A 23,315-nucleotide genomic window follows, 5' to 3' on the forward strand; every position below is an offset into this window, starting at 1 on the left:
GCCGGGGGTTCCGTTCCACGCCCGTCCGTGACCACAATGAGGCGAGAGTCGGCGGAATCGCCGGCCGTGTCTGCGAAGGAGATGCGCATGGGAGTGGACGACATCATCGCCAAGGGCAAAAAGCTCCTGGACGAGAACCGCGACAAGATCGAAGAGGCTCTGAAGAGCGAGAAGGCCGAAGAGGTCAGCGACAAGGTGCTCGACGGAGCGGCCGACGCCATCAAGAAGGTCGTTCCCGCGGAACACCACGCGAAGGTCGACGAGACCCGAGCGAACGTCGACAAGCACATCGGCAACGCCTGACGAACGCAGCCCGGAGCGGCGCCGTCCCCGAGCATCGGGGCGGCGCCGCTGTCGTTCGGACTGCGGTTTGCTGTGCATCGGCCGGGCGCGACACGCCCGGGTTTGCGACTCGCCCGAGCGGTACGTAGACTAGTCCAGTTCCACATTCCGGTGCGCGCTCGGCGTGCGCCAGGATCACTGTCTCGGCAGTGCACAGGCGGCGCGTCAGCGCAGGGTCCTGGGCCGCGGGCAGCAGAACACCACACCGAACCCCCTTCATCTCCTCGTGAGATTCGCGCGCGTGCGTGCGAGGGGCGGGCCGGATGCCATGGCATCCGGTTTCACAGCTGAACAGCGGTGCAGCATCTCTCGCGAAAGCGAGGGGAAGTGCCAGGGCGCGAAAGCGCCACCGTGCGTCCAATGCCCCAGGTCGGGTAAGACGCGAGAAAGAGAGAGAGCAGACAATGGCGGGACAGAAGATCCGCATTCGCCTGAAGTCGTACGACCACGCCGGGCTTGACTCGTCGGCGCGCAAGATCGTCGACACCGTGACCCGTGCCGGTGCCACCGTGGTGGGCCCGGTTCCCCTTCCGACCGAGAAGAACGTCGTGTGCGTCATCCGGTCGCCCCACAAGTACAAGGACAGCCGCGAGCACTTCGAGATGCGCACCCACAAGCGCCTCATCGACATCATCGACCCGACGCCCAAGGCCGTCGACTCGCTGATGCGCCTCGACCTTCCTGCCGATGTCAACATCGAGATCAAGCTCTGAGGTTCGACATGGCTGACATCAACTCCAAGATCTCCAAGGGCCTCCTCGGCACCAAGCTCGGCATGACCCAGGTGTGGGACGAGAACGGCAAGCTCGTTCCCGTCACCGTCATCGAGGTCGCACCGAACGTCGTGACCCAGCTGCGCTCGCTCGAGAAGGACGGCTACAACGCCGTTCAGATCGGCTACGGCCAGATCGACCCCCGCAAGGTGAACAAGCCGCTCACGGCTCACTTCGACGCCGCGGGCGTCACCCCTCGCCGCCACCTCACCGAGGTGCGCACGGCTGACGCCGCAGACTACGCGCTGGGCCAGGAGCTCACCGTCGACGGTCTGTTCGAGGCCGGCCAGCTGGTCGACGTCGTCGGCACCAGCAAGGGCAAGGGCACCGCCGGTGTCATGAAGCGTCACAACTTCAAGGGCGTCTCCGCATCCCACGGTGCGCACCGCAACCACCGCAAGCCCGGCTCGATCGGCGCCTCGTCGACCCCGAGCCGCGTCTTCAAGGGCATGCGCATGGCCGGCCGTATGGGTGGCGAGCGCGTGACCGTCCTCAACCTCACGGTGCACGCCGTCGACGCCGAGAAGGGACTCATGCTCGTCAAGGGCGCCGTCCCCGGTGCTCGTGGCCGCATCGTCTACGTCCGCAACGCAGTGAAGGGTGCCTGATCATGGCTGACTCGACTCTCGCGCTCGACGTCGTGAAGGCCGACGGCAAGAAGGCCGGCTCTGTCGAGCTGCCCGCCGCGCTCTTCGACGTCAAGACGAACATCCCGCTGATCCACCAGGTCGTCGTGGCGCAGCGCGCTGCGGCTCGCCAGGGCACGCACTCGACCAAGCGTCGTGGCGAGGTCTCCGGTGCCGGTCGCAAGCCCTTCAAGCAGAAGGGCACGGGTAACGCCCGCCAGGGCTCGATCCGCGCGCCGCACATGACCGGTGGTGGCATCGTCCACGGCCCCAAGCCCCGCGACTACAGCCAGCGCACCCCCAAGAAGATGATCGCGGCCGCCCTCCTGGGTGCGCTCAGCGACCGTGCTCGTGGGCAGCGTCTGCACATCGTCGACAGCTTCGCCATCGAGGGTGCCCCCTCGACCAAGGCCGCTGCCGCCGCGCTGAAGGCCTTCGGTGCCGTCAAGAACGTCCTCGTGGTCATCGACCGCGACGACGAGCTGACGATCAAGAGCGTCCGCAACCTCGCGTACGTCCACGTGCTGACCGTCGGCCAGCTGAACACCTACGACGTGATCGTCTCCGACGACATCGTCTTCACCAAGGCCGCCTACGACGCGTTCGTCGCGTCGAAGTCCGCAGCCACCGAGGAGGTCTCGGCATGACCACCGTCAACAAGGACCCGCGCGACATCATCCTGAAGCCGGTCGTCTCGGAAAAGAGCTACTCGCTCATCGACGAGGGCAAGTACACCTTCCTGGTGGACCCCCGTTCGTCGAAGACCGAGATCAAGCTCGCCATCGAGAAGATCTTCGGCGTCAAGGTGGCCTCGGTCAACACGATCAACCGCGTCGGCAAGGCCCGTCGCACCCGCTTCGGCATCGGCAAGCGCAAGGACACCAAGCGCGCCATCGTGTCGCTCAAGTCGGGCACCATCGACATCTTCACGTCTGTCGGCTGACGGTCGGGATAGAGGACAAGAACAATGGCTATTCGCAAGTACAAGCCCACGACCCCCGGTCGCCGCGGCTCGTCGGTGGCCGACTTCGCCGAGATCACCCGATCGACGCCTGAGAAGTCGCTGCTGCGCCCGCTGTCGAAGACCGGTGGCCGCAACAACCAGGGCCGCATCACGACCCGCCACATCGGTGGTGGACACAAGCGTCAGTACCGTCTGATCGACTTCCGTCGTAACGACAAGGACGGCATCGACGCCAAGGTCGCTCACATCGAGTACGACCCCAACCGCACCGCGCGCATCGCGCTGCTGCACTACGCCGACGGTGAGAAGCGCTACATCCTCGCTCCGGCGAAGCTGTCGCAGGGCGACGTCGTCGAGTCGGGTGCCGGTGCTGACATCAAGCCCGGCAACAACCTGCCGCTGCGCAACATCCCCACCGGTACCGTGATCCACGCGATCGAGCTCCGTCCCGGTGGCGGCGCGAAGATGGCCCGTTCGGCCGGCGCCTCCGTGCGTCTGGTCGCGAAGGACGGCCCCTACGCGCAGCTGCGTCTGCCCTCCGGCGAGATCCGCAACTTCGACGTCCGCTGCCGCGCGACGATCGGCGAGGTCGGCAACGCCGAGCAGTCGAACATCAACTGGGGCAAGGCCGGCCGCATGCGCTGGAAGGGCGTCCGCCCGACCGTGCGTGGTGTCGCCATGAACCCGGTCGACCACCCGCACGGTGGTGGTGAGGGTAAGACCTCCGGTGGTCGTCACCCTGTGTCGCCGTGGGGTAAGGCCGAGGGCCGCACCCGCCACGCGAACAAGGAGAGCGACAAGCTCATCGTCCGCCGTCGCACCGCCGGCAAGAAGCGCAAGTAGGAGTAGAGGAAGATGCCTCGCAGCCTTAAGAAGGGCCCCTTCGTCGACGAGCACCTGCTTCGCAAGGTCGTCTCGCAGAACGAAGCCGGTTCGAAGAACGTCATCAAGACCTGGTCGCGCCGTTCGATGATCATCCCCGCCATGCTGGGACACACCATCGCCGTGCACGACGGTCGCAAGCACATCCCCGTGTTCGTGACCGAGACCATGGTCGGCCACAAGCTGGGCGAGTTCTCGCCCACCCGCACCTTCCGCGGCCACGTGAAGGACGACAAGAAGGGCCGTCGCCGCTAAGGCGACCGAGGAGGAGAGAGAAATGGTGGAGTCCATCGCACGTGTGCGACACATCCGCGTGACCCCTCAGAAGGCTCGTCGCGTCGTCGCCCTCATCAAGGGCAAGCAGGCCGAAGAGGCCCTCGCGATCCTGAAGTTCGCGCCGCAGGGCGCGAGCGAGCCGATCTACAAGCTCGTCGCCTCGGCCATCGCGAACGCTCGCGTCACGGCCGACAAGACGAACGAGTACCTGGATGACGCCGACCTGTACGTGAAGAACGCGTACGTCGACGAGGGCACGACGCTCAAGCGTTTCCAGCCCCGCGCTCAGGGTCGCGCCTTCCAGATCAAGAAGCGCACGAGCCACATCACGGTCGTGCTCGCGACGCCCGAGACCGCTGAGGCGGCCCCGGCTCGCGCCAACAAGAAGGCGAGCAAGTAATGGGACAGAAAGTCAACCCGTACGGCTTCCGCCTCGGCATCACGACCGACCACGTGTCGCGGTGGTTCTCGGACTCGACGAAGGCCGGTCAGCGTTACGCCGACTACCTCGCCGAGGACATCAAGATCCGTCGCCTGCTGACCACCTCGCTCGACCGCGCCGGTGTCAGCAACATCGAGATCGAGCGCACGCGTGACCGTGTCCGCGTCGACATCCACACCGCCCGTCCGGGCATCGTGATCGGTCGCCGCGGCGCCGAGGCCGAGCGCATCCGTGCCGACCTCGAGAAGCTCACCGGAAAGCAGATCCAGCTGAACATCCTCGAGGTCAAGAACCCCGAGGCCGACGCTCAGCTGGTCGCTCAGGGTGTCGCGGAGCAGCTCACCGCTCGCGTGGCGTTCCGTCGCGCGATGCGCAAGGGTCTCCAGGGCGCTCAGCGTGCCGGTGCCAAGGGTGTCCGCATCCAGGTGTCGGGCCGCCTCGGCGGCGCCGAGATGAGCCGCTCGGAGTTCTACCGCGAAGGCCGTGTGCCCCTGCACACCCTGCGCGCGAACATCGACTACGGCTTCTACGAGGCCAAGACCACCTTCGGCCGCATCGGCGTGAAGGTCTGGATCTACAAGGGCGACCTCACCAACAAGGAGCTCGCCCGCGAGCAGGCCAACGCGCCCAAGTCCCGCGGTCGTGACGACCGCGGCGGCGACCGTCGTCGTGGCCCTCGTAACGAGGCCCCCGTGGCAGAAGGAGCGTCGGCGTAATGCTCATCCCCCGCAAGGTCAAGTACCGCAAGCAGCACCACCCCGGCCGTTCGGGCCAGGCCACCGGTGGCACCCAGGTGTCGTTCGGTGAGTTCGGGATCCAGGCGCTGACCCCCGCTTACGTGACCAACCGTCAGATCGAGTCCGCTCGTATCGCCATGACGCGTCACATCAAGCGCGGTGGAAAGGTGTGGATCAACATCTACCCCGACCGCCCCCTCACGAAGAAGCCCGCCGAAACCCGCATGGGTTCGGGTAAGGGTTCCCCCGAGTGGTGGGTTGCGAACGTCAAGCCGGGCCGCGTCCTCTTCGAGGTCGCGGGCGTCGACGAGCAGCTCGCTCGCGAAGCTCTGACCCGAGCAATTCACAAGCTGCCCCTGAAGGCACGCATCATCAAGCGCGAGGAGGGCGACGCGTAATGGCGATCGGCACCAAGCAGCTCGCCCCGAGCGAGCTCGACACGTTCGAAGACCAGCGCCTCGTCGAGGAGCTGCGTAAGGCCAAGGAAGAGCTGTTCAACCTGCGCTTCCAGTCGGCCACCGGCCAGCTCGAGAGCCACGGTCGCATCCGTGCAGTCAAGCGCGACATCGCGCGTCTGTACACCGTGATCCGTGAGCGCGAGCTCGGCATCCGCGCCACCCCGGCCCCGGTCGAGGCGACGAAGGCGAAGAAGAGCAAGGCGAAGAAGGCGGACTCCGCTGACGACGCCGCGAAGGAAGAGGCGGAGTAATGGCTACCGCGAAGAAGGCCGAGGCGCAGGTCGCCGGTCACGAGCACTCCGAGAACGACGTTCGCGACGAGAACGCCCGCGGTTACCGCAAGGCGCGTCGTGGCTACGTCGTCAGCGACAAGATGGACAAGACCATCGTCGTCGAGGTCGAGGACCGTGTGAAGCACCCGCTCTACGGCAAGGTCATCCGCCGCACCTCGAAGGTCAAGGCGCACGACGAGTCCAACTCGGCGGGCATCGGCGACCTCGTCGTCATCAACGAGACCCGTCCGCTGAGCGCCACTAAGCGCTGGCGCCTGGTCGAGATCCTCGAGAAGGCCAAGTAAGCCTCGCGGCTTACTTGGAATCCAAGGAGTAAAAAGTGATTCAGAACGAATCCCGGCTGAAGGTCGCCGACAACACCGGCGCCAAGGAGCTGCTCACCATTCGCGTGCTCGGCGGCTCCAACCGTCGCTACGCCGGCCTCGGTGACGTCATCGTCGCCACGGTCAAGGACGCGATCCCCGGTGGAAACGTCAAGAAGGGCGACGTGGTCAAGGCCGTCGTCGTCCGTGTCGTCAAGCAGACCCGCCGTCCCGACGGCTCGTACATCAAGTTCGACGAGAACGCCGCCGTGATCCTGAAGAACGACGGGGAGCCCCGCGGCACCCGTATCTTCGGACCGGTCGGCCGTGAGCTTCGCGACAAGAAGTTCATGAAGATCGTCTCGCTCGCCCCGGAGGTCATCTGATCATGGCGAAAATCAAAAAGGGCGACCTGGTTCAGGTCATCTCGGGCGCGAAGCCCGAGCGCGGCGGCGACCGCGGTAAGCAGGGCAAGGTCCTCGAGGTCCTCGTCGAGCAGAACCGCGTCATCGTCGAGGGCGTGAACTACGTCACCAAGCACAACCGCGTGGGTCAGTCCCAGCGCGGCACCAAGACCGGCGGCATCGAGACCTTCGAAGCTCCGATCCACATCTCCAACGTCGCGATCGTCGATCCCTCGACCAAGAAGCCGACCCGTGTCGGTCGCCGGGTCGAGGAGCAGGTGAAGGACGGCGTCAAGCGCACCGTCCGCGTGCGCTTCGCGAAGAAGTCAGGCAAGGACCTCTGAACATGAGCACCTCGACTGCCGCGGCGGCTGGCAAGATCCAGCCCCGCCTGAAGCAGAAGTACAACGCCGAGATCAAGAAGGCGCTGCAGGACGAGTTCGGCTACGAGAACGTCATGCAGATCCCCGGTCTGGTCAAGGTCGTCGTGAACACCGGTGTCGGTGAGGCGGCTCGTGACAGCAAGGTGATCGATGGTGCGGTCGACGACCTCACCAAGATCACCGGTCAGAAGCCCATCGTCACCAAGGCCCGCAAGTCCATCGCGCAGTTCAAGCTGCGCGAGGGCCAGGCCATCGGTGCGCACGTCACCCTCCGTGGCGACCGTGCGTGGGAGTTCGTGGACCGCCTCGTCAACCTCGCCCTGCCCCGCATCCGCGACTTCCGCGGACTGTCGGCCAAGCAGTTCGACGGCAACGGCAACTACACCTTCGGTCTCCAGGAGCAGTCCGTGTTCCACGAGATCGATCAGGACCGCATCGACCGCGTGCGTGGTTTCGACATCACCATCGTCACCACCGCCAAGACCGACGACGAGGGTCGCTCGCTGCTCCGCCAGCTCGGCTTCCCCTTCCAGTCGGCCGACGCGCAGGCCTGACACCTCGGGCCCCCGGGTTTCCGGGGGCCCCTCATAGAAGGTCGACTGTCGCGTAACGGCAGTCGAAACCTCATGATCGAAAGAAGCAACACATGACGATGACAGACCCGGTCGCAGACATGCTGACCCGTCTGCGCAACGCGAACTCGGCGCACCACGACTCCGTGTCGATGCCGAGCTCCAAGCTCAAGACGAACATCGCCGCCATCCTCAAGCAGGAGGGTTACATCGCCGACTGGAGCGTCGAAGACGCTCGCGTCGGCCAGACCCTCAACATGACGCTGAAGTACGGCCCGAACCGCGAGCGGTCGATCGCCGGCATCAAGCGCGTGTCGAAGCCCGGCCTCCGCGTGTACGCGAAGTCGACCGAGGTCCCCACGGTCCTCGGTGGCCTCGGCGTCGCCATCCTGTCCACCTCCTCCGGTCTCCTCACCGACCGTCAGGCCGAGCAGAAGGGCGTGGGCGGAGAAGTTCTCGCCTACGTGTGGTGATCTGACATGTCGCGTATTGGACGTCTTCCCATCGACATCCCCGCCGGTGTCACCGTTTCGGTGAACGGCCGGGAGGTCTCCGTCAAGGGCCCCAAGGGCGAGCTCGCGCTCACCGTTGCCCAGCCCCTCGAGGTCGCGGTCGAAGAGAACCAGGTTCTCGTCACGCGTCCGGACGACGAGCGCGAGTCGCGGTCGCTCCACGGCCTGACCCGCACTCTCATCAACAACAACATCATCGGTGTCACCGAGGGCTACACCAAGGGCCTCGAGGTCGTCGGTACGGGTTACCGCGTGGCGCAGAAGGGGAGCTCGATCGAGTTCGCCCTCGGCTTCTCGCACCCCGTCCTGATCGACCCGCCCGCCGGCATCACCCTCACGGTCGAAGGCAACAACAAGGTCACCGTGAGCGGCATCGACAAGCAGGCCGTCGGCGAGGCCGCCGCCAACATCCGCAAGATCCGCAAGCCCGAGCCCTACAAGGGCAAGGGTGTGCGGTACGCGGGCGAGGTCGTGCGCCGCAAGGCCGGAAAGAGTGGTAAGTAGCCATGGCTGTCAAGACAAAGTCCGTCGCTCGCTCGCGTCGCCACCTTCGTCTTCGCAAGAAGATCGTCGGTACCGAGCTGCGCCCCCGCCTCGTGGTGACGCGTTCCGCTCGCCACGTCTTCGTCCAGGTCGTGGACGACAGCAAGGGCCACACCGTGGCCTCCGCCTCCACCCTCGAGACCGACCTGCGCGGCTTCGACGGTGACAAGACCGCCAAGGCCCGCAAGGTCGGCGAGCTCGTCGCCGAGCGTGCGAAGGCCGCCGGCGTGTCCGACGTCGTGTTCGACCGCGGCGGTAACCGTTACGCCGGTCGTGTCGCCGCGATCGCCGACGGAGCTCGCGAAGGAGGGCTGAACCTGTGAGTGACAACAAGGAGACCGAAGTGACCGAGCAGACTGCACCGGCTGAGGGTGCGGCTGCGGCTCAGGCCCCCGCCGAGCGTGAGCGCGAGCCGCGTCGCGGTGGTCGCGAGCGCAACACCAACCAGCGCGACCGTGGTTCGCGCGACCGCAACGAGAGCCAGTTCCTCGAGCGCGTCGTGACGATCAACCGCGTGTCGAAGGTGGTCAAGGGTGGCCGTCGCTTCAGCTTCACGGCGCTCGTCGTCGTGGGCGATGGCAACGGCGTCGTGGGTGTCGGTTACGGCAAGGCCCGCGAAGTCCCCCTCGCCATCTCGAAGGGTGTCGAAGAGGCCAAGCGCAACTTCTTCCGCGTCCCCCGCTCGGGCTCGACCATTCCCCACCCCGTCCAGGGTGAGGCCGCTGCCGGTGTGGTGCTCCTGCGCCCCGCCGCTGCCGGTACCGGTGTTATCGCCGGTGGTCCCGTCCGCGCCGTCCTCGAGTGCGCCGGCATCCACGATGTCCTCTCGAAGTCGCTCGGCTCGTCGAACACGATCAACATCGTGCACGCGACCGTCGAGGCGCTGAAGTCGCTCGAGGAGCCCCGCGCCGTGGCCGCCCGCCGTGGCCTGGAGTTCGACCAGGTCGCCCCGGCCCGCCTCGTGCGCGCCGAGGCCGCCGCTCAGAAGGTAGGTGCCTGATGGCCGAGCGTCTGAAGGTCACGCAGATCAAGTCCAAGGTGAGCGAGAAGCAGAACCAGCGTGACACGCTGCGTTCGCTCGGTCTCAAGCGGATCGGCGACTCGGTCGTCCGTCCCGACGACGCGCAGACGCGCGGTTACGTCAAGACCGTCGCCCACCTCGTCAAGGTTGAGGAGATCGACTAATGGCTGCCAAGAAGGACGAGACCGCCACGGTCGACGCCCCGAAGAAGGCATCGGCTCGTAAGACGGCCGAGAAGAAGGAAGCCCCCGCGGCGCGCCCCGGCGTGCTCAAGGTCCACCACCTGCGTCCCGTCCCGGGCGCCCGCACCGCCAAGACCCGTGTGGGTCGCGGTGAGGGCTCGAAGGGTAAGACGTCGGGTCGCGGTACCAAGGGAACCAAGGCCCGTTACCAGGTCAAGGTCGGCTTCGAGGGTGGGCAGATGCCGCTGCACATGCGCACCCCGAAGCTCCGCGGCTTCAAGAACCCGTTCCGCGTCGAGTACCAGGTCGTGAACCTGGACAAGCTCGGCGAGCTCTACCCGCAGGGTGGCGACGTGACCGTCGCCGACCTGGTGGCGAAGGGCGCCGTCCGCAAGAACGAGAAGGTCAAGGTGCTCGGCACCGGCGACATCTCGGTCGCGCTGACCGTTTCGGTCGACAAGGTCTCCGGCTCCGCTGAGCAGAAGATCGTCGCCGCTGGCGGCTCCGTCAACTGACGCCCGACCCTGGAGGGGCCGGCGGCCTTACGGCCGTCGGCCCCTTCTGGGTTAGTCTGATTTGGTGTGCGCCCCGTCGCGTGCCGAGATCGTTCTGGAGGAATCTCCCTTGTTCAGCGCCATCGCGCGGGTTTTCCGCACGCCCGACCTGAGGCGGAAGATCGCCTTCACGCTGGGCATCATCGCCATCTACCGGCTGGGTGCCCACGTGCCGACGCCCTTCGTCGACTTCCCGAACGTTCAGCAGTGTCTGAACCAGTCGGGTGGTACCGAGGGTCTGCTCTCCCTGGTCAACCTGTTCTCCGGTGGCGCTCTGCTGCAGCTGTCGATCTTCGCCCTCGGGGTGATGCCGTACATCACGGCGACCATCATCGTGCAGCTGCTGCGCGTGGTCATCCCGCACTTCGAGACCCTCTACAAAGAGGGCCAGGCGGGTCAGGCCAAGCTCACGCAGTACACCCGCTACCTCACGATCGCGCTCGCTCTTCTGCAGTCGACGACGCTCGTCACGGTGGCGCGCTCGGGCCAGCTCTTCGGCTCCGCCGGTGTGCCCGAGTGCCAGCAGCTCCTCACCAACGACATCTGGTGGGCGCAGCTGCTCATGATCATCACGATGACCGCCGGCACCGGCCTGGTCATGTGGTTCGCCGAGCTCGTCACCGAGCGCGGCGTCGGCAACGGCATGTCGATCCTCATCTTCACCTCGATCGCCGCCACGTTCCCCGGCGCGATGATCTCGATCCTCAACGCCCGCGGCGTCGAGGTCTTCCTCCTCGTGCTCGCCGTCAGCATCGTGATCGTCGCCCTCGTGGTGTTCGTCGAACAGTCGCAGCGTCGAATCCCGGTGCAGTACGCCAAACGCATGGTCGGACGCCGCACCTACGGCGGCACGAACACGTACATCCCGATCAAGGTCAACATGGCCGGTGTCGTGCCGGTCATCTTCGCCTCGTCGCTGCTGTACATCCCGGCGCTCATCGCCCAGTTCAACCAGCCGCAGGCGGGCCAGGAGCCGGCCCCGTGGGTGACCTGGATCTCCCAGTACCTGACGCGTGGCGACCACCCGCTGTACATGCTCGTGTACTTCCTCCTGATCATCGGCTTCGCGTACTTCTACGTGGCGATCACGTTCAACCCGGTCGACGTCGCCGACAACATGAAGAAGTACGGCGGGTTCATCCCGGGCATCCGCGCCGGTCGCCCCACCGCCGAGTACCTCGACTACGTGCTCACCCGCATCACGCTGCCGGGCTCGATCTACCTCGGTCTGATCGCGCTGCTGCCTCTGGTGGCGCTGGCCACGGTAGGCGCCAACCAGAACTTCCCCTTCGGCGGAGCCTCGATCCTCATCATCGTGGGTGTCGGCCTCGAGACGGTGAAGCAGATCGACGCGCAGCTTCAGCAGCGCCACTACGAAGGGCTGCTGCGATGACCGCTCGCCTTCTGATCGTCGGGCCGCAGGGCTCGGGCAAGGGAACCCAGGGCGTCCGCGTCGGCGACGCCCTCGGCATCCCGGTCGTCTCCACGGGTGACGTGTTCCGCGCCAACGTCAAGGACGGCACGGAGCTCGGCCTTCAGGTGAAGTCCATCATCGATGGGGGCGACCTCGTTCCCGACGAGCTGACCAGCGCCGTCGTACGCGACCGTCTGGCGCAGGACGACGCCGCCGAGGGATTCCTCCTCGACGGGTACCCCCGCAACCTCGCGCAGGTCATGCACCTCGACGAGTTCCTCGAGGGCCGCGGCGAGTCCCTCGATGCCGTGATCGCGCTCGTGGTGCCCCGAGAGGAGTCGCTGTCGCGTCTCACCGCCCGCGCCGCCGAGCAGGGCCGCGCCGACGACACCGAAGAGGCGATCGCGACCCGTCTGGGGATCTACGAGCGCGAGACGGCCCCCATTCTCGATGTCTACGGCACGCGCGGCATCGTGGACGAGATCGACGGGGTGGGCAGCCTCGACGAGGTCACGGCCCGGATCTTCGCTGCTCTCGAAGCGCGCGGCATCGCCGCGACACCGGCCGCCTGACGTGGGGTTGCGCTCCTCGATCTACAAGAAGCCCGCGCAGCTGCGGTCGATGGTCGAACCCGGACTCATCACCGCCGATGCACTGGATGCCGTCCGCGCACTGATCGCGCCGGGCGTCACGACGCTCGAGCTCGATGCGGCGGCGTCCGCGCTGATCACGGCGCGCGGAGCGGTGTCCAACTTCCAGATGGTGCGCGGCTATCGGCACACCATCTGCGCCTCCGTGAACGAGGAGGTGGTCCACGGCATCCCGAACGATCGTCCTCTGCAGGCGGGTGACATCCTCTCGATCGACGCGGGAGCGGAGTTCCGCGGATGGAACGGCGATTCCGCTTTCACGATGATCGTGCCGGGAGAGGCGCCCGAAGAACTCGTGGCACCGCGTCGGCGACTGTCCGAGGTGACCGAGGGATCGCTGTGGGCGGGGATCGCGGCGCTCAGCCGCGCCAGCCACCTCGCCGAGGTCGGCGCGGCCATCGAGCAGTACATCCAGGAGCACGCGCCCGCGGGGGGCTACGGCATCCTGCGCGATTACGTGGGTCACGGCATCGGCCGCAAGATGCACGAGTCGCCGAGCATCTTCAACTACGCGGTTCCGGACCGCGGACCCGAGGTGCGCCCCGGCCTGGCCGTCGCGATCGAGCCCATGGTCGTCATCGGCGACCAGGAGACGTTCACCGAGGACGATGGGTGGACCGTCTCGACCGTCGACGGCACGGCCGGCTCCCATTGGGAACATAGTGTCGCCGTGCATGATGGAGGCATCTGGGTCCTCACCGCGCATGACGGCGGTGCCGAGAAACTGGCGCCGTTCGGTGTGGTGCCGAAGGAGATCGACTGATGATGATGGCCGCCGCGCGGAAGACCACAAACTGGTTCGCGATCGGGGTGACCGCCGCCGCTCTGGTCGTGGTCCTGATCGTCGGGGGAGTGGTGTGGTTCGCCAACAGCCAGGCGACCTCGCCCGGCACGCTGCCGCAGGCCTCCGCGGTCGACACCGAGACCGGTGCGATCTCCGTCGGATCGGGTGAGAAGACCGTCGACACCTACATCGACTTCATGTGCCCCGTGTGCAACTCGTTCGAGCAGGCGTACGGCCCGACCCTGCAACAGCTCGTCGACGACAGCACGATCACGCTGAAGATCCACCCGATCGCCATCCTCGACCGTCTCTCGCAGGGCACCCAGTACTCGACGCGTGCGGCCAACGCCGCGTACTGCGTCGCGGTGGACAACTCCGCGAACATCCCGGCGTTCGTGAAGGCGCTCTACGCCCAGCAGCCCAAGGAGAACACCGCGGGCCTCGATGACGCGACCCTCGCCTCGATCGCGACGTCAGCGGGAGCATCGGATGCCGTGTCCTCTTGCATCACGTCGGGCACGTACACCAAGTTCGTGACGGCGATGACGCAGAAGACCCCGTTGCAGCCGAACGCGACCAGTGTGGCCACGCCGACGATCGCCGTCAACGGCACCGTCCTGCAGAACCAGACCGACCTGTCCGGCGACCCGCAGAAGGACATCGTCGCCCGCCTCAACGGCTGACGACACTCCCGGCGAGTTGCCGGGTCAGGCGATACCACGTATGCTTGATCTTTGGTGCGTTGCGCCTTCATTGGCGTGTCGAAGCACCGAATCCCCATCCACCGCAGACCGGCCGGTCTGCAACTGAGCGTGAGCGAGTTTATGGCGAAGAAAGACGGTGTCATCGAGATCGAGGGCACGGTGTCCGAAGCACTGCCCAACGCGATGTTCCGTGTCGAGCTGACGAACGGGCACAAAGTGCTCGCGACCATCTCGGGCAAGATGCGGCAGAACTACATCCGCATCATCCCGGAGGACCGCGTCGTCGTCGAACTGAGCCCCTACGACCTCACCCGTGGTCGTATCGTCTACCGCTACCGCTGAGTCCGGCCGAGAAGTAACGAGCCGCTTCCGCGGTCTCGAAGACAGCGAAATCAGGAACATCATGAAGGTCAACCCCTCCGTCAAGCCCATCTGCGACCACTGCAAGGTGATCCGTCGTCACGGGCGCGTGATGGTGATCTGCAAGAGCAACCCGCGCCACAAGCAGCGCCAGGGCTGAGCTTCCAGCTCGACACCTTTTCCAACTGAATACACAACGGCAGGATCAGATCCCGTTCCGCGAAGCGGATGGGGGACACCTCGGGTCGGAGGCCCGAGCACCGATCCTGCTCCACACCTCCACGACACTCTGAGGAGAGCCGCATGGCACGTCTCGCCGGCGTCGACATCCCGCGCGACAAGCGCGTGGTGATCGCACTTACTTACATCTACGGCGTGGGTCGCACCCGCTCCGTCGAGATCCTGAACGCAACGGACATCAGCCAGGACATCCGCGTCAAGGACCTCACCGACGACCAGCTGGTCGCTCTGCGCGACCACATCGAAGGCACCTACAAGGTGGAGGGTGACCTCCGTCGCGAGGTCGCCGCCGACATCCGCCGCAAGGTCGAGATCGGTTCCTACGAGGGCCTGCGCCACCGCCGCGGCCTCCCGGTGCGCGGTCAGCGCACGAAGACGAACGCGCGTACCCGCAAGGGTCCCAAGCGCACCGTCGCCGGCAAGAAGAAGGCGCGCTAAGCCGCGGGCTGAGCGTCAGGATTCAGGAGAACGCACATGGCACAGGCCAAGTCCGCCGCGCGCAAGCCGCGCCGCAAGGAAAAGAAGAACATCGCCGTGGGTCAGGCCCACATCAAGTCGACGTTCAACAACACCATCGTTTCGATCACCGACCCCTCGGGTGCCGTCATCAGCTGGGCTTCGTCCGGCGGTGTCGGGTTCAAGGGCTCGCGCAAGTCGACGCCCTACGCCGCCGGCATGGCCGCGGAGTCGGCCGCTCGCCAGGCGCAGGAGCACGGCGTCAAGAAGGTCGACGTCTTCGTGAAGGGTCCGGGTTCGGGTCGTGAGACCGCGATCCGTTCGCTCACCGCGGCCGGCCTCGAGGTCGGCTCGATCCAGGACGTGACGCCGCAGGCCCACAACGGCTGCCGTCCGCCCAAGCGTCGCCGCGTCTGATGCGTTTCGTTCCCGGGGAGTGCTCGTCACTCCCCGGGAACGCCGCGCTCCCGCGCGATTCAGACTTCCGGATGCCCCGAGCGACCGTCGAGGTCACCTGGCATCCCGCGAGTACAACTCAACACCTCACCCCATTACACGTGTCATATAGCGGGCACGTGATCGAAAGGAACACATAGTGCTCATCGCACAGCGTCCCACTCTGACCGAGGAGAAGATCGGGGAGTTCCGCAGCCGTTTCGTCATCGAGCCGCTGGAGCCCGGCTTCGGTTACACGATCGGCAACGCGCTGCGTCGCAGCCTCCTGTCGTCGATCCCCGGCGCGGCCGTCACGAGCATCCGCATCGACGGCGTCCTGCACGAGTTCAGCACCATCCCGGGCGTGAAGGAAGACGTCACCGAGATCATCCTGAACATTAAGCAGCTGGTCGTCTCGAGCGAGCGCGACGAGCCCATCACGGCGTACCTGCGAAAGACCGGCGCCGGTGAGGTCACCGCCGCCGACATCTCCGCTCCCGCGGGTGTCGAGGTGCACAACCCCGAGTTGGTCATCGCGACGCTCAACGACACCGCCAAGTTCGAGCTCGAACTGACGATCGAGCGTGGCCGCGGCTACGTCTCGGCGACCCAGAACCGCAACGAGTACGCAGAGGCCGGTCAGATCCCGATCGACTCGATCTACTCGCCCGTGCTCAAGGTCAGCTACCGCGTCGACGCCACCCGTGCGGGTGAGCGCACCGACTTCGACAAGCTGGTGCTGGACGTCGAGTCGAAGGCCTCCATCGCCCCGCGCGATGCCGTGGCCTCCGCCGGTCGTACCCTCGTCGAGCTCTTCGGCCTCGCCCGCGAGCTGAACGTCGAGGCCGAGGGCATCGAGATCGGCCCCGCGCCGGTCGAGACCGTCCTCTCGAACGAGCTGTCGATGCCGATCGAAGACCTCGATCTGTCGGTCCGCTCGTACAACTGCCTCAAGCGCGAGGGAATCAACACCGTTTCGGAGCTGGTCGCCCTTTCCGAGACGCAGCTGATGAACATCCGCAACTTCGGTCAGAAGTCGGTCGACGAGGTGCGCGACAAGCTCACCTCCCTCGGCCTGTCGCTCAAGGACTCGGTGCCCGGTTTCGACGGCGCTCAGTTCTACAGCGGCTACGACGAAGAAACCGTCTGACCCCGTCGGACCCGACCGAACCTTCTCCTGGAGTAATAAGACATGCCCAAGCCCACGAAGGGTCCCCGCCTCGGAGGCGGCCCGGCCCACGAGCGTCTGCTTCTCGCGAACCTCGCGGCAGCCCTCTACACGCACAAGTCGATCAAGACGACCGAGACGAAGGCCAAGCGCCTCCGCCCGCTCGCTGAGCGCCTCATCACTTTCGCCAAGCGTGGCGACCTCCACGCGCGTCGTCGCGTGCTGAGCGTCATCGGCGACAAAGAGGTCGTGCACACCCTCTTCACCGAGATCGCGCCCCTGGTGGCCGAGCGTGACGGCGGCTACACCCGCATCACCAAGGTCGGCAACCGCAAGGGCGACAACGCCCCCATGGCCGTGATCGAGCTCGTGCTCGAGCCCGTCGCGAAGAAGGCGTCGAACAAGGCCGCTGCGGCCCCCGCCGCCGCTGCCGCCCCGGCCGCCGCCGAGGAGCCCACCGCCGACGAGACCGCTGCTGAGGAGACCTCGAACGACGAGGCCGCCGAGGCCGGCGCCGAGTCGCCCGAGGAGGGCGCTGCCGCCGAGGCCGCCGCCGACGACGCCGTCCAGGACGACGCCAAGGCCTGAGCCTTCTCGCTCGTACGAGGCCCCCACCCGATCAGGGTGGGGGCCTCGTCGTTCGCGCACGGTTGTCGCCCGCTCGCGTTCGCGAGCGCCCCTCGGCGCTCGTAGGCTGGAGGCGTGCGCATCCGTCTCGACATCGCCTACGACGGCTCGCATTTCCGTGGCTGGGCCCGCCAGCCCGGGCTGCGCACGGTGCAGGGCGATCTCGAGACCGCGCTCGAGCGCATCGTCGGGGGCTCACCGCGACTGATCGTGGCCGGGCGCACCGATGCAGGTGTGCACGCGAGCGGGCAGGTCGCGCATCTCGACCTCGACGAGGAGCAGGCGGCCCGTCTGCCCCGCCGCAGGCGTGACAACGACGAGGGGGATGCCGTCGCCTCCCTCGCCGGCCGCGTGCGGGGAGTCCTCGGTGCGTATCCCGACGTGACGGTGAGTCGCACCTCGATCGCCCCCGAAGGGTTCGACGCACGATTCTCGGCCGTCTGGCGCCGGTACAGCTACCGTCTGGCCGACGCGACGACCGGCTACGACCCCCTCGACCGGCTGCGGACGACGACACTGCGAAGCACGCTCGACGTCGAGGCGATGGATGCCGCCGCGGGGCGCTTGATCGGACTTCACGACTTCGCCGCGTACTGCAAAGCGCGCGAGGAGGCCACGACGATCCGGACCCTGCTCGAATACGACTGGCGGCGCGGTGACGACGGTGTGCTGGTCGCCAACGTGCGCGCGGACGCGTTCTGCCACAGCATGGTGCGCGCCCTCGTCGGCGCGTGCGTCGCCGTGGGGGAGGGGCGGATCGGAGTCGACGACGTCGTCGCCATCCGGGACGCGCGCCTGCGCATTCCAGAGACCAAGGTGCTGGCAGCCCGCGGTCTCGTGCTTGCCGAGGTCGGCTACCCCGCCGATGACCTACTCGCCGCGCGGGCCGAGCAGACGCGCAACCGTCGCGACGCCGACGACGCGGCATCCTGAATCCGCCTCGGGCGGCGTGAGCGCAACCCTCGCCCCGCTCTTCGACGCCGGTCGTATGCTGTGTGGGCCATGAAGGTCATCTCGTACAACCTCAACAAGCACCGCGCCGCCGGTGAGCTCGTCGCCCTCGTCGACACGCACGAGGTCGACGTGCTCTGCCTGCAGGAGTGCGACTCCACCGACATCCCCGAGCACATCGGTGGTCTCCGGCTCGCGGAGGCGACTCAGCGCAACCGCCTGGGTCTCGCCGTCTATTACCGCGAGAACACCTTCCGCGCCGAAGAGGTCCGTGCCATCGGGCTGAAGAAGTCCCTGCACGACTACGTCCTCAAGCCCGCGGAGGAGCGCATGCTGGGCGTGCGGTTGCGCGACATCGACGGCGGGCGCGACGTCATCGTCGCGTCGTTCCACGCGGCGCCGCTGACCGCGCTCAACTCCCTGCGCCGCCACCAGATCCGCACCGCTCTGGCCGAGTTGCAGAACCTCGGCCCCGGTCTGCCCGCGCTGATGGTGGGCGACTACAACTACCCGGTGTTCAAAGAGAACCTGGGGCAGAAAGTGCGAGACCAGGGGTACGAGCTCACCCTCAGCGATGCCCGCACGTACACCCGCTACCGCTTCTTCCGGGGCCACTACGACTTCGCGACGTCGATCGGGTTCGACATCGCGCACATCAAGACGCTGCCCCAGGGGCTCAGCGACCACCTGCCCATCCTCATCACCGCAGAGGTGACGCAGGGCCACAGCTTCGCGGCGTTGTGAACCGGTACGGCGATGAATCCCGCGCCCCCGGCGCCAACGAGGCCAGCACCTGTGGTCGGCGGTACCCGCCTCCACGCCACCTACACTGGGGGGAAAGGTCCGGGGGAGGATTCATGCGTCTCGCAGCGCGTCGCCGCAGAGCGGTTTTCGTCACGGCCGTGGCGGTGACGGCCGTGCTCGGTCTCACCGGGTGCGGAGCTCCTCCGTGGGCTCAGGGTGGCGGTCAAGCGCCCGTGTCCGCGTCGCCCACGGCCACGATGACGACGGCCCCGCAGCCCGTCCGCAACGACCTGTCGAGCGGGTCCACGCAACGTTCGCTCACGGCAGGATCCGTCGCCGCCACGGTGAACTACTGGTCCACGCTCTCGATGGACCGCTGGACGGCGACAGCTCTCAAGCCCGTCAACCTCTCGATGGAGACGACGGTGACGCCCAACGACGGGCAGAAGGTGTACCTGCAGCGGGCAACGATGACGGCGGTACCGGGCAACGCGTCGCAGTCGTTCGCGGCGCTCTCGCCCCAGAGCGACCAGACGGATGCTCCGGGTTACCTGGTCCTCTCGCCGTACAGCTACTCGCAGACGTTCAACGTCGGAGAGGTTCCGGCGGAGGCGACATTCGTCACCCTTCAGTTCACCTTCGAGTTCTTGGTTCAGACCACCCCCACGTCGAACGAGTTCGCGAAGCAGACGGCCAGCGATTCGCTCACCGTGGCGATCGCGGGTGGCGGAGACGCCAGCACCGGCGGCTGATCAGGCTCTGACGCGCTCCCACCGGTCGCCGCCGTGGCGCGTCGCCTCCCCGGCCGCCGCGTCCGCTGCGGCGATGAGCGAGGTCAGATCGTAACCGCCGGTCGCCGCCGGAACCCATCCGACGCTCGCGGAGAGCTGGATGTCGATGAAGGCGGAGACGTCGAGTTCGGTGACCCGGCGGAGGACGGAGCGCACGTGCTCGCGGAGTACCGAGTCCGGACGGGAGACGACGACCACCACGCGGCCGCGGATCTCCCGGCCCAAGTCCGCCTCGGCGGGAAAGGTATCGGCCACGATCGCCTCGAACTGCGCGACCAGGCTGAGCCAACCGCTCTCGCCCGCAGCACTGCGCAGCTGGGCGGGGTCGTCGAGGCGGACGCTCAAGACGGCCCACGATTCCTCGTGCGCGCGCTCCGCGCGAGACAGGCGGTCGGTGGCGGTGACGACGAAGTGCGGCCAGCTCGATGCCGCGCGTCGGCCACTCGGGGAGACCGAGGTGAAATACAGCAGTGAGACCGTGGCGCACACGAGGAAGATCAGCATCCCCAGCCCGTTGAGGACTCGCGGCAGCTCGAGATCGCCCAGCGTCGTGGGCGCGGCGAGCCCCGAGATGAGCGTCCCGACCCCCAGCGCCACGAAGGCGGCCGAGACGACCGTCAGGGGGAGCGCCAAGCGTTCAAGGCGGTCGGCGGCGAGACGCAACTCCCACACGGTGAGACCCGCGAAGACCGAGGAGCCGACGAACGCCAAGCGGAACACCAGACCGTAGGCGCTGAGATCGGTGACGAGGACGAACACGAGCGCCGTCGCCACGGCCTGGGCGGCCCCGACCCAGGGAAGGGCGCGCGCCCCGCGACGCGCACGGAAGCCCGACCAGATGAGGGCGGGGGCCCCCAGCATGAGACCGAGGCCGGCGCGACGGACGGTCTCGTCCTCGAGGATCGCCCCGGTGACCGAGACCCAGGTGCTCGACATCGCCAACACGAACGCCAGCGACCACAGCAGCGCGGATCGGGAGGGACGGTGCAAGAAGCCCAACCCGATGATCATCACGGTCCCGAGGGTCGCGACCGTCGCCTGCGCCAAACCGAGATTGGACAGGACGTCCGACGGCATCAGGCGGCTCCGGCTTCGGCGCGGGCGGGCAGGATCACCGTGACCGTCGTGCCTGCGCCCAGCTCGCTCTCGAGGAAGAGCGAACCGCCCTGATCCTCGACGATGCTGCGGATGATGCCCATTCCGAGCCCGGTCCCGGGTGTGGGGCTCTCGCGGACGGACTGCGCGCGGAAATACGGATCGAAGACGCGCTCGAGGTCATCGGGGTGGATGCCGATCCCCGTGTCCGCGAAGTTCAGGATCACGTCCTCCTCCGAGACCTCGCCCGAGATGCGGATCGTTCCCCCCGCCGGGGTGTACTTGATGGCATTGCTCAGGATGTTGTCGAACGCCTGGCGGAGACGGAAGGCGTCTCCTCCGACCTCGGCCGATTCCGGCAGATCGTCCACGACGCTCACCCGACGCGCTGCGGCCGCGGGGCGGAACGACGCCAGCGACGACGCGATGATCCGACTCGCGTCGGCGGCGACGGGGGAGGAGGTTTCGCGGAACACACCTCGAGACGTCGCGAGGATCTCGGAGATGAGCTTCTGCATCCGCTCGCCGGCGCCAGCGATCACCTCGAGCTGCTCCCGGACCTTGGGGGACAGGTTCGGATCGTCGAGGGCGAGATCCGCGTGTCCGATGATCGCCGTCAGCGGGTTGCGCAGCTCGTGGGACACCGTGGCGGCGAGGCGTTCACGGGCGCGCTCCGACTCGATCAGTGCGGTGATGTCGTGCACGATCAGCAGCGTGCTCTCGGGCTCGTCTGAGGAGATGAGTCGTCGGGTCGAGGCGGACAGGGCGTGCCACTCCCCGTGCGGATCGAACAGCCACACACGCTCGTCGTCGAACTGCTCGCCCCGCGACGCCCGCGCGAAGGGTCGCTCCGCCTCGGGCAGGGGCTCGCCCCTCAGCGTCGCGTATTCGACAGCCGACCCGGGGCGCTGCGGTTCGTCGCGCTCGACCCCGTAGAGGGCGACGTAGGTGTCGTTCAGGGCGAGCACCTCGCCGTCCACCGACAGGCGCGCGATGCCGGTGTCGAGCCCGTTCAGCATCTGCGAGACGCGCCGTTCCTGACCGGACACGCGCTGGAGAGTTCCCTGGAGACGGCTGGCCTGCCGTCGCAGCAGCTGCTTGAACGCCCTCGTCTGCCGGGCCGAGAGGAACGACGTGATGGCGATGAAGGCGAGCGACAGGAGGACGACGATCAGTCGGAGCGCCGTCACCGGGCCGGACGCGTTCACCGTGGCATCTACGACGATGATGACGCCGACCGCGCTGATCGCCGAGATCAGGTAGACGAGGGTGAAGTGGGTGGCGATCCAGATGATGGGGAAGACCCAGAAGTAACCGAAGCGGAGGTCGGTTCCGAAGCTCAGCAGACCGATGCCGATGATGTCGCCGAACGGGATCGCGGCGACCGCCGACCGAGGCAACTTCTGCCAGGGCACCACGATGGCGATCGCCGTGAGCGCGATGATGACGCCCACACCGGACGAGAACGGCCACAGCGAGAAGAGGGAGGGCTCGAGAGCCTGGACCAGCAGCACCGTGATGACCACACTCGCGCCCAGCACCAACTGCAGGAGCCACACCGAACGCGTGCGACTGCCCGGATTCGTCGTGTCGTCGTCGGGAATGCCCTCCGGAGGAACCGCCGGGGGGACGCTCCTCAAGGATGCCATTCTCCGAGTGTATAGAGAGTGGTGTAGTCTTCTGCGCGCCATCCTGTCTCTGCTCGCCGCGCGTGATCCCGATCGCGTCGCCCGGTCAGACTCCCCCTGAGGCCTGCATCCTGCAGCGTGATGGTCGATCATCGACCTCTCGCGCGTTTCGCGCTCGTTCCTCAGGAGATACCTGTGAGCATGCCCTCTCGCCGTCGTGCACGCGTAGCCGCAACCGCCGTCGCCCTCGCCCTCGTCGTCCCGACGATGCTGTCCGGCTGCAGCCAGATCGCCGATGCCATCGGACAATTCCCCGGACAGGCCGGAAGCAACGCCTCCGTGGTCGTCCCCACACCCGTGCCGCAGTCGTCGGCGGGCACGAAGCCCTTCGACTCGCAGTTCACCTACGACGGGTCCGTGCGTCTGACGTCGGAAGTCGCGGACGGCCTCGAGCTGCGCCTCGACGTCTGGGCGGTCGATCCCAAGCGGACGATGGAGTGGACCGCGACCAACGAGAAGCAGCTCGGGTTCGCGGTCAACATCGTCGACAACCGCGTGGACGAGAAGGCCGTCCTCGCCCAGAAGCGTCGCGTCTACGTCTCGTCCATCTCGATCACTTCGCAGACCGCGCAGACCAGCGGCCAGGTGTCGAGTCCCTTCCAGTTCAGCGCCGACCCGCGGACCCTGGTTCCCTCCGACACCCTGCGCTCCGACCGGGGACTGCTTCTGAACAGCTTCCAGGGTGGTCTTCTCGTGCCGACCACCTCGATCCGGCAGCTGCCGACGGATACCTACGGCATCACCTTGGAGTTCGCGCTGAACGTCGCCGTCGAGGGAACGGCCAACACCGACACCTCGTTCAGCCAGCAGACCGTCTACCAGTACCTCCCGATCGCGATCTTCGCCGACGAGGGACAGTCCACGAACGGGCAGAGCACGGGCACATCGAGCACGAACGGACGCGCGCCCGGCTGGGGACAGACGACGAACCAGGGCTGACCC

General features: G+C 66.9%; 37 protein-coding genes. 35 read left to right on the forward strand and 2 right to left on the reverse strand.

Features of this window, described 5'->3' with window-relative positions; all coding sequences use genetic code 11:
• Window positions 1–87: 87 nt before the first annotated feature.
• The 34 genes from ASE56_RS05930 (at window position 88) to ASE56_RS06095 (ending at window position 19,551) form a co-directional block, all read left to right on the forward strand.
• Entirely contained in the window at window positions 88–303 is a 216-nt protein-coding gene (locus ASE56_RS05930) for a hypothetical protein (protein ID WP_056226241.1), read from the forward strand.
• Between the two features lie 443 nt (window positions 304–746).
• On the forward strand, window positions 747–1,055 hold the full coding sequence (rpsJ, locus tag ASE56_RS05935) for a 30S ribosomal protein S10 (RefSeq protein ID WP_013584016.1): 309 nt from the start codon (window positions 747–749) through the stop codon (window positions 1,053–1,055).
• A gap of 8 nt (window positions 1,056–1,063) precedes the next feature.
• Entirely contained in the window at window positions 1,064–1,723 is a 660-nt protein-coding gene (rplC, locus tag ASE56_RS05940) for a 50S ribosomal protein L3 (RefSeq protein WP_056226244.1), read from the forward strand.
• A 2-nt stretch (window positions 1,724–1,725) separates the two neighbouring features.
• Window positions 1,726–2,388: a 50S ribosomal protein L4 gene (gene rplD / locus ASE56_RS05945; protein ID WP_056226247.1), complete on the forward strand. Its 663-nt coding sequence runs from the start codon at window positions 1,726–1,728 to the stop codon at window positions 2,386–2,388.
• The gene (gene rplW, locus ASE56_RS05950; protein WP_056226248.1) at window positions 2,385–2,684 is read left to right on the forward strand and encodes a 50S ribosomal protein L23; all 300 of its coding nucleotides are present in this window, start codon (window positions 2,385–2,387) and stop codon (window positions 2,682–2,684) included. Before rplD ends, rplW begins: the two co-directional genes overlap by 4 nt.
• Window positions 2,685–2,708: 24 nt before the next feature.
• Window positions 2,709–3,548 (forward strand): 50S ribosomal protein L2, encoded by an 840-nt coding sequence (gene rplB, locus ASE56_RS05955; protein WP_056226251.1) that lies wholly within the window; start codon window positions 2,709–2,711, stop codon window positions 3,546–3,548.
• Window positions 3,549–3,560: 12 nt separating this feature from the next.
• Window positions 3,561–3,842, forward strand: coding sequence for a 30S ribosomal protein S19 (rpsS, locus tag ASE56_RS05960; RefSeq protein ID WP_013584011.1), 282 nt, complete (start codon window positions 3,561–3,563; stop codon window positions 3,840–3,842).
• A gap of 22 nt (window positions 3,843–3,864) precedes the next feature.
• Window positions 3,865–4,263, forward strand: a complete 399-nt coding sequence (gene rplV, locus ASE56_RS05965) for a 50S ribosomal protein L22 (protein ID WP_013584010.1) — start codon at window positions 3,865–3,867, stop codon at window positions 4,261–4,263.
• Window positions 4,263–5,021, forward strand: a complete 759-nt coding sequence (rpsC, locus tag ASE56_RS05970) for a 30S ribosomal protein S3 (RefSeq protein ID WP_013584009.1) — start codon at window positions 4,263–4,265, stop codon at window positions 5,019–5,021. The genes rplV and rpsC overlap by 1 nt, the downstream gene beginning before the upstream one ends.
• Window positions 5,021–5,440, forward strand: coding sequence for a 50S ribosomal protein L16 (gene rplP / locus ASE56_RS05975; RefSeq protein ID WP_056226254.1), 420 nt, complete (start codon window positions 5,021–5,023; stop codon window positions 5,438–5,440). The genes rpsC and rplP overlap by 1 nt, the downstream gene beginning before the upstream one ends.
• Window positions 5,440–5,751 (forward strand): 50S ribosomal protein L29, encoded by a 312-nt coding sequence (gene rpmC / locus ASE56_RS17685; RefSeq protein ID WP_056226256.1) that lies wholly within the window; start codon window positions 5,440–5,442, stop codon window positions 5,749–5,751. The genes rplP and rpmC overlap by 1 nt, the downstream gene beginning before the upstream one ends.
• Entirely contained in the window at window positions 5,751–6,077 is a 327-nt protein-coding gene (rpsQ, locus tag ASE56_RS05985; RefSeq protein ID WP_056226259.1) for a 30S ribosomal protein S17, read from the forward strand. The genes rpmC and rpsQ overlap by 1 nt, the downstream gene beginning before the upstream one ends.
• Before the next feature lie 35 nt (window positions 6,078–6,112).
• On the forward strand, window positions 6,113–6,481 hold the full coding sequence (rplN, locus tag ASE56_RS05990; RefSeq protein ID WP_013584005.1) for a 50S ribosomal protein L14: 369 nt from the start codon (window positions 6,113–6,115) through the stop codon (window positions 6,479–6,481).
• 2 nt (window positions 6,482–6,483) lie between these two features.
• Window positions 6,484–6,843 carry a 50S ribosomal protein L24 gene (rplX, locus tag ASE56_RS05995; protein WP_056226262.1) on the forward strand — a complete coding sequence of 120 codons (360 nt, stop codon included), beginning with the start codon at window positions 6,484–6,486 and terminating at the stop codon, window positions 6,841–6,843.
• Between the two features lie 2 nt (window positions 6,844–6,845).
• Window positions 6,846–7,436: a 50S ribosomal protein L5 gene (gene rplE / locus ASE56_RS06000; protein ID WP_056226265.1), complete on the forward strand. Its 591-nt coding sequence runs from the start codon at window positions 6,846–6,848 to the stop codon at window positions 7,434–7,436.
• 92 nt (window positions 7,437–7,528) lie between these two features.
• A complete protein-coding gene (gene rpsH, locus ASE56_RS06005) occupies window positions 7,529–7,927 on the forward strand; it encodes a 30S ribosomal protein S8 (RefSeq protein ID WP_013584002.1) in 399 nt (132 codons plus the stop codon).
• A gap of 6 nt (window positions 7,928–7,933) precedes the next feature.
• Window positions 7,934–8,470, forward strand: a complete 537-nt coding sequence (rplF, locus tag ASE56_RS06010; RefSeq protein ID WP_056226268.1) for a 50S ribosomal protein L6 — start codon at window positions 7,934–7,936, stop codon at window positions 8,468–8,470.
• A 2-nt stretch (window positions 8,471–8,472) separates the two neighbouring features.
• Complete coding sequence (gene rplR / locus ASE56_RS06015; protein WP_056226271.1) at window positions 8,473–8,832, forward strand: 50S ribosomal protein L18; 360 nt, start codon at window positions 8,473–8,475, stop codon at window positions 8,830–8,832.
• 20 nt (window positions 8,833–8,852) lie between these two features.
• Window positions 8,853–9,509, forward strand: a complete 657-nt coding sequence (gene rpsE, locus ASE56_RS06020; protein WP_225310208.1) for a 30S ribosomal protein S5 — start codon at window positions 8,853–8,855, stop codon at window positions 9,507–9,509.
• Window positions 9,509–9,694 carry a 50S ribosomal protein L30 gene (gene rpmD, locus ASE56_RS06025; protein ID WP_013583998.1) on the forward strand — a complete coding sequence of 62 codons (186 nt, stop codon included), beginning with the start codon at window positions 9,509–9,511 and terminating at the stop codon, window positions 9,692–9,694. Before rpsE ends, rpmD begins: the two co-directional genes overlap by 1 nt.
• Entirely contained in the window at window positions 9,694–10,227 is a 534-nt protein-coding gene (gene rplO, locus ASE56_RS06030; protein WP_074696429.1) for a 50S ribosomal protein L15, read from the forward strand. The genes rpmD and rplO overlap by 1 nt, the downstream gene beginning before the upstream one ends.
• Window positions 10,228–10,336: 109 nt before the next feature.
• Window positions 10,337–11,659 (forward strand): preprotein translocase subunit SecY, encoded by a 1,323-nt coding sequence (gene secY, locus ASE56_RS06035; protein WP_056226277.1) that lies wholly within the window; start codon window positions 10,337–10,339, stop codon window positions 11,657–11,659.
• Window positions 11,656–12,252: an adenylate kinase gene (locus tag ASE56_RS06040; protein WP_056226282.1), complete on the forward strand. Its 597-nt coding sequence runs from the start codon at window positions 11,656–11,658 to the stop codon at window positions 12,250–12,252. Before secY ends, ASE56_RS06040 begins: the two co-directional genes overlap by 4 nt.
• Window position 12,253: 1 nt before the next feature.
• A complete protein-coding gene (map, locus tag ASE56_RS06045) occupies window positions 12,254–13,093 on the forward strand; it encodes a type I methionyl aminopeptidase (protein ID WP_074696431.1) in 840 nt (279 codons plus the stop codon).
• Window positions 13,093–13,797, forward strand: a complete 705-nt coding sequence (locus ASE56_RS06050) for a thioredoxin domain-containing protein (RefSeq protein WP_056226285.1) — start codon at window positions 13,093–13,095, stop codon at window positions 13,795–13,797. Before map ends, ASE56_RS06050 begins: the two co-directional genes overlap by 1 nt.
• Window positions 13,798–13,938: 141 nt before the next feature.
• Window positions 13,939–14,160, forward strand: coding sequence for a translation initiation factor IF-1 (gene infA / locus ASE56_RS06055; protein ID WP_013583992.1), 222 nt, complete (start codon window positions 13,939–13,941; stop codon window positions 14,158–14,160).
• A gap of 61 nt (window positions 14,161–14,221) precedes the next feature.
• The gene (rpmJ, locus tag ASE56_RS06060; RefSeq protein WP_005050492.1) at window positions 14,222–14,338 is read left to right on the forward strand and encodes a 50S ribosomal protein L36; all 117 of its coding nucleotides are present in this window, start codon (window positions 14,222–14,224) and stop codon (window positions 14,336–14,338) included.
• Window positions 14,339–14,481: 143 nt separating this feature from the next.
• Complete coding sequence (gene rpsM, locus ASE56_RS06065) at window positions 14,482–14,856, forward strand: 30S ribosomal protein S13 (RefSeq protein ID WP_056226287.1); 375 nt, start codon at window positions 14,482–14,484, stop codon at window positions 14,854–14,856.
• A gap of 36 nt (window positions 14,857–14,892) precedes the next feature.
• Window positions 14,893–15,291: a 30S ribosomal protein S11 gene (gene rpsK, locus ASE56_RS06070; protein ID WP_013583990.1), complete on the forward strand. Its 399-nt coding sequence runs from the start codon at window positions 14,893–14,895 to the stop codon at window positions 15,289–15,291.
• 178 nt (window positions 15,292–15,469) lie between these two features.
• Window positions 15,470–16,459 carry a DNA-directed RNA polymerase subunit alpha gene (locus tag ASE56_RS06075; protein WP_056226291.1) on the forward strand — a complete coding sequence of 330 codons (990 nt, stop codon included), beginning with the start codon at window positions 15,470–15,472 and terminating at the stop codon, window positions 16,457–16,459.
• A gap of 42 nt (window positions 16,460–16,501) precedes the next feature.
• Window positions 16,502–17,065: a 50S ribosomal protein L17 gene (gene rplQ, locus ASE56_RS06080; RefSeq protein WP_056226294.1), complete on the forward strand. Its 564-nt coding sequence runs from the start codon at window positions 16,502–16,504 to the stop codon at window positions 17,063–17,065.
• Window positions 17,066–17,179: 114 nt separating this feature from the next.
• Window positions 17,180–18,037 (forward strand): tRNA pseudouridine(38-40) synthase TruA, encoded by an 858-nt coding sequence (gene truA / locus ASE56_RS06085; protein WP_056226297.1) that lies wholly within the window; start codon window positions 17,180–17,182, stop codon window positions 18,035–18,037.
• Between the two features lie 69 nt (window positions 18,038–18,106).
• The gene (locus ASE56_RS06090) at window positions 18,107–18,799 is read left to right on the forward strand and encodes an endonuclease/exonuclease/phosphatase family protein (RefSeq protein WP_056226301.1); all 693 of its coding nucleotides are present in this window, start codon (window positions 18,107–18,109) and stop codon (window positions 18,797–18,799) included.
• Window positions 18,800–18,912: 113 nt separating this feature from the next.
• Complete coding sequence (locus ASE56_RS06095; protein WP_056226304.1) at window positions 18,913–19,551, forward strand: hypothetical protein; 639 nt, start codon at window positions 18,913–18,915, stop codon at window positions 19,549–19,551.
• On the opposite strand, the gene ASE56_RS06100 is transcribed toward ASE56_RS06095, so the two are convergent.
• Window positions 19,552–20,667, reverse strand: coding sequence for a hypothetical protein (locus ASE56_RS06100; protein WP_056226306.1), 1,116 nt, complete (start codon window positions 20,665–20,667; stop codon window positions 19,552–19,554).
• Window positions 20,667–22,334, reverse strand: a complete 1,668-nt coding sequence (locus ASE56_RS06105; protein WP_082450327.1) for a cell wall metabolism sensor histidine kinase WalK — start codon at window positions 22,332–22,334, stop codon at window positions 20,667–20,669. Before ASE56_RS06105 ends, ASE56_RS06100 begins: the two co-directional genes overlap by 1 nt.
• Window positions 22,335–22,514: 180 nt before the next feature.
• On the opposite strand from ASE56_RS06105, the gene ASE56_RS06110 reads away from it, so the two are divergent.
• Complete coding sequence (locus tag ASE56_RS06110; protein ID WP_056228290.1) at window positions 22,515–23,312, forward strand: hypothetical protein; 798 nt, start codon at window positions 22,515–22,517, stop codon at window positions 23,310–23,312.
• Window positions 23,313–23,315 lie beyond the last annotated feature (3 nt).

The organism is Microbacterium sp. Leaf203, from assembly GCF_001421275.1.
GTDB lineage: Bacteria > Actinomycetota > Actinomycetes > Actinomycetales > Microbacteriaceae > Microbacterium > Microbacterium testaceum_A.